The 6,897-nt window shown below is 68.3% G+C and carries 2 protein-coding genes; both read right to left on the reverse strand.

Annotation, left to right across the window (positions count from 1 at the left end; translation table 11 throughout):
* Window positions 1–107: 107 nt before the first annotated feature.
* Window positions 108–1,880 carry a hypothetical protein gene (locus AB7E83_RS27915; protein ID WP_428574769.1) on the reverse strand — a complete coding sequence of 591 codons (1,773 nt, stop codon included), beginning with the start codon at window positions 1,878–1,880 and terminating at the stop codon, window positions 108–110.
* On the reverse strand, window positions 1,877–6,886 hold the full coding sequence (locus AB7E83_RS27920) for a phage tail length tape measure family protein (protein ID WP_428574771.1): 5,010 nt from the start codon (window positions 6,884–6,886) through the stop codon (window positions 1,877–1,879). Before AB7E83_RS27920 ends, AB7E83_RS27915 begins: the two co-directional genes overlap by 4 nt.
* Between the last annotated feature and the right edge of the window lie 11 nt (window positions 6,887–6,897).

Below are 6,897 nucleotides of genomic sequence, written 5' to 3' on the forward strand. Positions count from 1 at the left end.
GGCGGTAGTCGAGCAGCTCGTCGCGCGAGCCGGCCGCGTAGCTGCCGCCGCTCACCGCCGCGGTGTCCACTTGGTTGCCGTACGCGATCAGGAAATTCGACATCGCGTCATTGCTCCGGGTCGAGGGAGCCGTAGAACTCCTGCGTGTACAGGGTCAGCTCCACGGTGTTGCGAGTCTTGGCGTGCGTGCGCTTGTAGCCGATCAGCCAGCATTCGAGGTTCGTCGCGCCGTGGCGCGGGTAGTTCACGACCACCTTCGTGTGCTTGCCGAACACCGCTCCGGGCTCGCCGCGGCCGCTCGACAGAATGAAATCGTCGAACGTCGAGGCTGCGATTTCGACGGTGGCCAGCACATGGACGTTCAGCGAGCTGTGCAGGGGGCTCAGCACGTCGTCGGCGAGGTCGACCGCGCTCGCCTCGTCGGCAAGCGCGGTGTCCACCACGAGCTCTGTCGCGGCCGGATGCTGGGTCGTGAGCCCCATCATTCCCGGCTTCGTGTAGGCGCGCCATTCCTCTCCCAGCGCCGCTGCGGTCGACGCGGCCACGCTGCCGGCCACCTCCGCGCGCGTCATGACGCGATCGTTGCGCTTGTAGTTCACCACGATCGCCTTGGCCGGCAGACCCTCGTCGCCGTCGCCCACGGTGCCGGGCTCGAAGCGCAGCACCTCGTGCTCCTCGATCGTGAGCGTTTCGCCCGACCAGGCAACGAGCTGCGCGAATCCGACCCGCAGATAGGAGTCGGCAGCCTGGTAGGCATTGAAGGTGAGCGCCCCGCCGATCGACGTCCCCAGCAGCTGCAGCACCTGCCGATAGGTCACGTCTTCCGTGAGCCACAGACCAGCCTCCTGCGACGCAGGCGCCGAGGTCATGGAGCACAGGCTGTGCAAGCCCTGGATGGACATCACTTCGCCTGCCGCGTTGAGCTCGTTCACTTGCAGCCACCGAAGCAGGGCCACCATGAGAATCTGGGCTTCGCAGCCGGTGACGTAGCCGGCAATCGGCGCGACCACCGAGCCAGCAACGTACGCACTCATCGGGTTCTCGCCGTTGACGGTGACCGCACCCGTGGGCGTCGTGCCGATGCGGAAATACACGCCGCCTGGACCCCGGAACAGGCGCCACTCGCCCGTTGCGGGCGGCGTCGCTTCGAGATCGGCGAGCGAGGCGTAGTCCGCACCGGGCATGAACGGCCAGCCGGCATCCATAACGTCGAAAGTCGCGCCTGGTTGCAGCTCGCCGATCTGCCCGTCGATCTGGAAGATCTTCTTCGCCGTATTCACCTCGGGCGGCTCGAAGTTAAACCGCTTGCCCATGAACATGGGCTTGGTCTTTCCCTTCAGGTCTTCCGCCTCGCCCTCCAGGCCGTTGCCGCCCGCGTTCGTCCCCGCGAAGCGGTTCACCAGCAGCGGCCGATCCAGCAGGTACTGGAAGCCCCGTCCGCGCAGCGTGATCGACTCATCGCCGGGCGGGAGGTAGCCCGCCGCCGTGCCGTGCCAGATGCAAGCGAAGTCAGCCAGGTCGCCCGGGTTGATGCGGAAGATCCGCACGATCCGGCCGGCGCAGCGCGCCGCGCGCAGCTTGTCCAGGCCGCCGCCTTCGTTGTCGAGGACGATGGTGCAGGTGTCGATCGACAGCTCGCCTCGCGTGCAGCCCGGCGCGTGCATGTTCGACTCGATCGTGATGCTGTTGACCCGCCCGGGCACGTACATGTGCTCGTACGTGGTCGCACCCGTGATGCTCTCGTAGCGCGGCGTGCCCCACGCGGCATCCACCGTGGGGCCGAAGCGGAACGAGCGGGTCGCGTAGCGGAACGTCCGCATGTCGCCCAGGTAGCGCGCGGTCCACTCCACCATGTAGATCCAGTCCGTGGAGACGCTCATACGCGCACCACGTTGCGCGGCTGGGCGCGCTCTCGTTGCTGGCCGAGGCGCTCCACGCCCGTGGCCACGCGCTCCTGCACGTCCAGGGTGCGGCTCGCGGCCTGCGCCGTGATGGTGGCCACCTGGTGCATCGCGGCTTCGAGCGCCTGGCTCATGCGCCGGAGTTCCTCGCGGATCGCGGTGTCGTCGCCGTTCAGGAGCTCGCTCGTCTGCTCGGCGCTGTAGTAGCGCGCGGGGCCGGTCACCTCCAGCTCCCGGCCGCGCTCACCCACCATGCGCAGACCGCCAGTATGCAGGCCACCATTCGCGAAGGCAGGAAAGCCGGTCGCGGTGAGCCAGGCGGACGTCTGCTCGCTCGTGTAACCCCGCGATGCCGCGAACTCGTAGATGCCCTGGCCGGACGCGAGCGCGGCCTGGTAGGCGTCGACGTCGGCCTGCGAGGCGCTCGCCGAGCCTCCAGTCGCCGGGGCAGGCGCAGGCACCGTGGATGGCGACGACGATGCCGGCGCGCCGGCAGGAGCCGCCACCGGCCGCCCGTTCACCGCGGAGACGATCGCGGCGCCCCAGCCGGCCACGTAGTCGGCGGTCGTGCCCGTGTTGCGGATGATGGCGGTGTACGCCTCGGCGATCGTCTTCGCGTCATACGCTAGCAAGCTGTTCGCCGAGAAGCGCTCCACCATCGTGGTGAGCTTGTCGTTCGTGGCATCCGTCTTGCCACCGAGCAGCTCGAGCTTCGTGAGCGTGCCGTCGCCGTTCAGATCGAGCAGCGTCCAGATGCGCTGCAGCTCCGCGTCCGATGCTTTGCCCACCATGCCGGCGCTGTATTCGGCGTTCGTGAGCAGGCCGTCGAGGTTCGAGTCGAAGCGCTCGAAGTTCTCGGCGAGGTACTGCCCCATCGCGCCGGGCAGCTTGTCGATCGAGACCTTGATGTCGCCCAGGAGGGCGATGTTCTGCTGCTCGTACGACTGCACGGCCGGCAGGCCGGCGAGCTTCGCGATCCACGCGTCGATCACGGCCTGCGTCTCGGGACCGCTCGCCGTCATGCCCTTCTGCGCCTCGATCGCCGCCTGTACCGAGCCCTGCAGGCGCTGGTAGGCGTCGACGTTGCCACCCATCGCCAGCGCATAGTCCGCTTCGGCGTTCGCGGCCGTAAGCGACCGGCGCAGCCACGGCGCCGCGGTCCCCGCTCGATCGGCGCTCAGGTCCCGTACGTACCCGGCCAGCCCCTTGCCAATGTCCTTCAGCTCCTCCTTCAGGCGCTCCAGTTCCTCGGCGGCTTTGCGCGCCGGCTCTCCCATTCGTTCGAGCAGCTGCAGGAAGTCGCTGGCGACGTCGAGCATCGCCTCCATGCCGTCCAGGTCGCCGGCCTCCTGCAGCGCCTTCAGGGCCGAGACGAAGCCTTGCTTGTCGCCCCCGAGAATCATGTCCGCCGTCGCCGGCACACCCGCCGCCTTCAGGCGGTCGGCGATCTGCGCGGCAATGACGGCGTTCAGATCCTTGTCGTCGGCGAAGTCGCGCGCGAGGCCGCGGGCACGGTCGGCCATCGAGGTGAGCCGCTCGGTGCGCTTCGTCTCGTCCTCGAGGGCGTGGATGCGCTGCAGCAGGGCGCGGTTGTTCTCTTCGACGGCGTCGAGTTCGCGTTGACGCGTGCGGGCCGTCTTTTCCACCTCGGTGGCCGTGGCCTGGTAGAGCCGCTCTTCGAGTTCCTTGCGCTGTGCCAGGTACGTGCTGACCTTCGCGAGCGCCTGGTCGAGCGCGCCGCCCGACAGCGCGTCGACGTCGCCGAGTTCGCGCAGGTAGTCGCCCACGTACCCCGGAATGTCAGCCTGTTGCAGTGCCTGCAGCGTGGCCTGCTTCAGCTCCTCGGAGAACTCCGCGAGCGCCTGCTCCTTCGACTTGCTGCCGCGGCGATTGAGATAGCCGTCCTGGTACTGCCCGAACGCCGAGCCGCTCGAGAGGAAGCCACCCGCGTATGCGAAGCCCTTCTCGTTCTCCGACTGCTCGAGCCCGGTGAGCAGCTGGCGCACGCGCGCCGTGCTCCCGGCCGCGCCGAGCAGCTCGTTGATGCTGTTGATCGTGGCCGCGACTGCCTGCGATGCGCCGTCGATCTGACCGCCGCTCGGCGCGCCGAGCAGCTGCCCGTTGCTGTACTGCCCTCCCACGCGCGTCTCGCCGCCGTTGCCGATCATGGAGGCAACGGCCGCGGCGGCCAGCGCTGCCCAGCCCCAGCCCGGAATCGCCGCCATTGCCGCGCCGATGCCGCTTCCAGTGCCCAGCGTCGCCGCTGCGGCACCCTCGATAACCGTCGCGCCCATCGCGTCGGTGGCCAGGCCCGCGCCCACGGTGCTTGCGAACGAACCGCCGGTTCCCGCGAAGCCCGCGCCGATGCTCCCCAGGAACGTGCCGTTCGTGATCTCGCCGACTGCACCCTTGCCCATGTTCCAAAGGCTCGACGCGTTGCCGAGCGCGCCCAGCAGATTTCCGCCGTTTGCCGCCGCCGATCCACCGGCGACCAGGTTGGCTGCCGCGCCAGAGATCGGACTGAGCGCGGCCATGATGTTGGGCCGCAGAACGAGCTGCTCGAACATACTGGCGAGCTGGCGCTTTGCATCGCCGCCGCGGCGCGTGATGAAGCTGTACAGCGTCTCGGCAGCAGCTCGGTTCGCCTCGCTCCACTTCGCTACGTACTCGCGAGTGCTGAGATTCGCCACGGCTCGGGCCGCAGCCTCCTCCACTCGTTGGGTGTCCTTCGCGACGGTCTCTGCCGAGAGCTTGCCGCCACTCGCGCGCTTGTCGATCTCGCTTTTTTCTTTCAGCAGTCCGATCTCGATGCGGCGCAGCTCGATCAACCGCGCCTGCTCGACGGCGGACTTACCCATCAGCGAGACCTGGAACTCGACCTCCTTGTTCTCCAACTCCAGCGCATACACGTACTCGTCGACGGCCGTGCGGGACGCCGCGGTGCTGTCTTGACTCGCCTTGTCCGCCTTGGCCTGGTCTTCCGCGTTCTGGGCGTGGAATTCCGCGATTGCCGCGCGCTCCCGCGCGCGCTTCTGCGACCGCAGCGTCTCGATGTCGTCAAGGTGCTTCTTCTCGCGGCCGCGAATGCGCTCCTGTTGAACGGTGATCTCGCCCTCGAGAGCGGCCGACTCCTGCGCGCTCGAGTTCGGCTTCGAGCGAACGACACGCAGTTCACTCTGCAGCGTGCTCAAGTGCTGCTTTAGCTGAGCCAACTCGAGAGCGGCGGCTTGGTCGATCTGTTCGAAGTCGCTGATCAGCCCTTGCTTAAGGGCCGCGGACGTCTTCTCCACTCCTTGGCGGGTGACCTCCGCCTGCAGTTCGTTGAATTTTTGCAGGCGCGCGATTCGGGCCTGCAGGCCGTCCGCCTCGCGCGGGTCGACCATGCGACGACGGGTCTCGGCGATCTCCTCGTTGATCTGCTTCTCGCTCTTGCCCAAGGCAAGGCCGTCGCGGCGAATCTGATCGATCTTCCGTTCGCGAGCCTCCCGCACCTGCAGGTTCTCGTCTTCGACCTTGGCCCACCTCGCGGAAGCCTGCTGCTGGGCGGCGCGCTCGCGTCCGAGCTGCGCCGATTTCGCTTCGTTCGCGAGTCGAGACTCGACGGCCAGTAGTTCGCGTTCGAGGTCGGAAACACGGGCACGATCTTCCGTGGCCCGCCGGTTCGTCGGATCGAAGGGTCCCCGGGCCACCGCGATTCTTGCGCGGAGGGCGTCAGCCTCTTCTTGCGCGCTCGACGGCCTGCCTATCGACAGTGCGGCGTCGGTCGCACCGCTGATCTGCCGCTTGATGCCGAGCCACAGGCGTTCGAGTGCGCCGAGATGTTTCTCCATCTCCGGCATGCGATCGCTCAGACTGTTCGCGAACGCTTCCTGAGCCAGCTTCGCCGCTTCGGTCATGCGACCTGCATCCGCCAGCGCCTTGATCTGCGCATGGACCGAAGAGGTCAGATAGTTGTACGTCTGCGTGAGCTGTTGGCTCGCCTCCACAGGCGACTTTGCCAGCGCGGCGAACTCCTGCACCGTCTCCTGTACGGGCTTACCGACGAGCCGGTCCATTTGCTGCGCGATGGCCCCGAAGCGCTGCAGGTTCTCGCCGCCCACGCGTCCCTGCTGCGCCAAGGCCGTAAGCGTCTCGAGCGCGGCGCCCTTCGTCCCGCCCAGGCGCGCCAGGTCGCCCGCCATCGCACGGTACTGGCTGCTCGTCACGCCCGCAGCGTTGCCGGATAGGATCAGCCCGCGCTCCAGGCGCGCCACTTCTTCCGAGCCCTGGTACGCGGCCAGCGCGAGCGCGCCGACGGCCCCGGCCGCCAGCGTGACAGGCGAGATCATCGACCCGATGTAACCGCTGACGGCGCGCGCCGCAGGGCCAATGCCACCGAAGACGTCCTTGAGCTGCCCGCCCTGCTGGATGAGCACCAGCATCGGGTTCGCACCGCCCGCGAGCTGCGTGAAGACGTCCGTGATCTGCGGCGCGACCTGGCGCATCTGCTGGGCCGTGGCCTGTGCTTGGTCGCCCACGCCCTTGAGCTTGGCCCGCGTCTCGTCGATGCCGCCCGTGCCGCGCGCGGGCGCGAGCGCCGGGATCGGCGGCATCTTGCCGATCGAAGTGGCGAGCGCATTGACGTCCTGGGCGGCGCGCTTCGCGGCGGCACCCACCGCGTCGACGGCGCCCGCGCTCTCCTTCGAGGCCATCTGCCGCAGCTGCTGCCCCGCCGTCTGCGCCGCGGTGCCCATCTGAGCGACCGGCGCGCCGGCCTCCTTGGCGGCCTGCGCGAGCTTGGTGACGCCGGCCGCGGCATCCCCCGCAGTCGCGGCGCCGATGTCCTTGGCGGCCTTCTTGACCTTCGTCGCGACGGCCTCCGCCTTCGTCGCGGTCTCGTCGAACTGCCGGCCGAGATCCTGCGTCGCCTTGGCGTTCGCGGTCATGTCCACGGCAAACGCTTTGCCGTCGGACGTGATCTTGAACGCTATGAGTCGCTCGGTCATGGGGTGCTCGG

Source organism: Ramlibacter sp. (assembly GCF_050250995.1).
GTDB lineage: Bacteria > Pseudomonadota > Gammaproteobacteria > Burkholderiales > Burkholderiaceae_C > Ramlibacter.

Coding starts and splice junctions, on each gene's coding strand:
- AB7E83_RS27915 (WP_428574769.1), bottom strand. CDS start 1,880: ATGAGCGTCTCCACGGACTGGATCTACATGGTGGAGTGGACCGCGCGC.
- AB7E83_RS27920 (WP_428574771.1), bottom strand. CDS start 6,886: ATGACCGAGCGACTCATAGCGTTCAAGATCACGTCCGACGGCAAAGCG.